Annotated in this window: 2 protein-coding genes and 1 pseudogene; all 3 read left to right on the forward strand. The window is 67.4% G+C overall.

What is annotated here, in order from left to right; all coding sequences use genetic code 11:
* The coding region (priA, locus tag ACCC94_RS28885; RefSeq protein WP_413353013.1) for a primosomal protein N' at positions 1-773 on the forward strand (773 nt) is incomplete at its 5' end.
* A 199-nt stretch (positions 774-972) separates the two neighbouring features.
* Positions 973-2,712 (forward strand): arginine--tRNA ligase, encoded by a 1,740-nt coding sequence (argS, locus tag ACCC94_RS28890; RefSeq protein ID WP_413353014.1) that lies wholly within the window; start codon positions 973-975, stop codon positions 2,710-2,712.
* Positions 2,713-2,718: 6 nt separating this feature from the next.
* A pseudogene (locus ACCC94_RS28895) lies at positions 2,719-3,234 on the forward strand (SPOR domain-containing protein); the annotation flags it as partial.

Raw genomic sequence — 3,234 nt, forward strand, 5'->3', positions numbered from 1 at the left:
AATGCGGCACCGTGGACCTGCGCCCGGTCGGCGCCGGCACCGAGCGCGCCGAGGAGCGCCTGCGCATCCTCTTCCCGGATTACCCGGTGCTGCGCATCGACCGCGACAGCACCTCGCGCAAGAACGCCATGCGCGACCTGTTCGCTACCATCAATAAAGGCGAGCCGTGCATCCTGGTGGGCACGCAGATGCTCGCCAAGGGGCACCACTTCCCGCGCGTCACCCTGGTGGCGATCCTCGATGCCGACGGCGGGCTGTTCTCCGCCGACTTCCGCGCCAGCGAACGCATGGCCCAGCAGATCGTCCAGGTCGCCGGCCGCGCCGGGCGCGCCGAGGAACCGGGCCGAGTACTGATCCAGACCCACCTGGCCGACCACCCGTTGCTGGTGCAGCTCACCGAACAGGGCTATTTCGCCTTCGCCGAGCAGGCCCTCACCGAGCGGCGTTCCGCCGGCCTGCCGCCCTTCTCGCACCTTGCGCTGCTGCGCGCCGAGGCGCACAAGCCGGGGCAGGCCGAAGGCTTCCTCGACGAAGCTTGCGCCGAGGCCGAACGCCTTCAGGCTACGCTCGGTCACGAAGTGGAACTCCTCGGCCCGGTGCCGGCTCCCATGGAGCGTCGCGCCGGCCGCTACCGCGCCCAATTGCTGCTGATGAGTACCGCCCGTGCGCCGCTGCATCGCCTGCTGACGCCCTGGCTGCAGACACTCGAAGGCATGCCCGGCGGGCGCCAGGTGCGCTGGTCGCTGGACGTGGACCCGATCGATCTGTTCTAGAAGGGCAGCTACGAGCTTCAAGCGATAAGCTGCAAGCGGAAAAGCCGGCCGCGCCGGGGTAAATCAAGGTTGCAAGCCGCTTTTCCTTGTAGCCTGAAGCTTACAACTTGCCGCTGCGCCCTCCGGGCGCAGATAATGCGCGGTTCTGAGCCCGATAACCGGTCGCGCGCGCCGGATGCACGCGAGCACGGAGAAAACCATGAAAGACACGATTCGCCACCTGATCCAGCAAGCCCTTGTCCGCCTCACCGAGAACGGCACCCTGCCGGCCGGCCTGACGCCCGACATCCAGGTGGAGAACACCAAGGACCGAACCCACGGTGACTTCGCCAGCAACATCGCCATGATGCTGGCCAAGCCGGCCGGCATGAAGCCGCGCGACCTCGCCACCCAGTTGGTCGCGGCGCTGCCGCAGAGCCCGGAAGTGGCCAAGGTCGAAATCGCCGGCCCCGGCTTCCTGAACTTCTTCCAGGACCAGGCCTGGCTCGCCGCCAGCCTCGACAAGGCCCTGGCTGACGGCCACATCGGCGTACGCAAGGCCGGTGCCGCGCAGCGCGTGGTGGTGGACCTGTCCTCGCCGAACCTGGCGAAGGAAATGCACGTTGGCCACCTGCGCTCGACCATCATCGGCGACGCCGTCAGCCGCGTGCTGGAGTTCCTCGGCGACACCGTGATCCGCCAGAACCACGTAGGCGACTGGGGCACCCAGTTCGGCATGCTGCTGGCCTACCTGGAAGAACAGCCGGTGGATGCCCAGGCCGAACTGCACGACCTGGAAGTCTTCTACCGCGCCGCCAAGAAGCGCTTCGACGAATCCCCCGAGTTCGCCGACCGCGCCCGTGAGCTGGTGGTGAAGCTGCAGGCCAACGATCCCAAGTGCATCGCCCTGTGGACCCGCTTCAACGACATCTCCCTGTCGCACTGCCAGAAGGTCTACGACCTGCTCGGCGTGAAGCTGACCATGGCCGACGTGAAGGGCGAGAGCGCCTACAACGACGACCTCGCCCAGGTGGTGGCCGACCTCACCGCCAAGGGCCTGCTGGTCGAGAGCGAAGGCGCCCTGTGCGTGTTTCTCGACGAGTTCAAGAACGCCGAAGGCGAGCCGCTGCCGGTGATCGTGCAGAAGGCCGGCGGCGGCTACCTCTACGCCACCACCGACCTGGCCGCCATGCGCTACCGCCACAAGGTGCTGCACGCCGACCGCGTGCTGTACTTCGTCGACCAGCGCCAGGCCCTGCACTTCCAGCAGGTGTTCGAAGTCGCCCGCCGCGCCGGTTTCGTCCCGGCCAGCATGGAGCTGGAGCACATGGGCTTCGGCACCATGAACGGCGCCGACGGCAAGCCGTTCAAGACCCGCGACGGCGGCACCGTGAAGCTGATCGACCTGCTGATCGAAGCCGAGGAGCGCGCCTACACCCTGGTGAAGGGCAAGAACCCCGACTTCAGCGAGCAGGACCTGCGCCAGATCGCCCATGCCGTCGGCATCGGCGCGGTGAAGTACGCCGACCTGTCCAAGCACCGCACCAGCGACTACAGCTTCAACTTCGACCTGATGCTGAGCTTCGAGGGCAACACCGCGCCGTACCTGCTGTATGCGTACACCCGCGTGGCGAGCATCTTCCGCAAGCTGGGCAAGACCTATGACGAAGTGGGCGGTAGCATCCACTTGCAGCAGCCCCAGGAAATTGCCTTGGCGGCGCAGCTGGCGCAGTTCGCCGACCTGCTCAACAACGTCGCCGTGAAGGGTGTGCCGCACATCCTCTGTGCTTACCTGTATGAGCTGGCCGGCCTGTTCTCCAGCTTCTACGAGCACTGCCCGATCCTCACCGCCGAAGACCCGGCGCAACAGGAAAGCCGCCTGCGCCTTGCCGCGCTGACCGGCCGTACCCTCAAGCAGGGCCTGGAGCTGCTGGGCCTGGAAACCCTGGAGCGCATGTAAGCACCCATGGCGAAGAAGAAACCCGCTCCCAAGCGCGGCGCCAGCCGCTACCAGGCCCCGGCCAAGAAGACCTCGGTCCCCGGCTGGGTATGGCTGGTCGCAGGCCTGGCCATCGGCGGCTTCATCATGTTCCTGATGAAGCTGGAACCGGGTCGCAACGACGTCAAGCGCGAGAAGCCGGAGGCGGCCAAGACCGTGGTCGGCTCCAACAAGCCCTCCGGCACCGTGCAGCCGCAACAACCGGCCGCGCCGACCGGGGTGAAGCCCAAGTACGACTTCTACACCCTGCTGCCGGGCTCGGAAGTCGCCGTGCCGCCGGAGGCCGTGCCGCCGCCGACCAAGCCGCAGCAGCCGGCGACCGTGGTGGCGACCAAGGAAGAAGCCGAGAAGATCGACACCCAGCGCGCCCTGGCGGCGCTGAGCGGGCAGAATCCGCCGCCGCCCGCGGTGGTCAAGCCGGCAACGCCCGCAACACCGCCCGCGACCCAGGTCGCCAGCGCGCAGAAGCAGGCACTGCCGCAG

Source organism: Pseudomonas sp. Pseusp97, assembly GCF_047304025.1.
Classification (GTDB): domain Bacteria; phylum Pseudomonadota; class Gammaproteobacteria; order Pseudomonadales; family Pseudomonadaceae; genus Pseudomonas.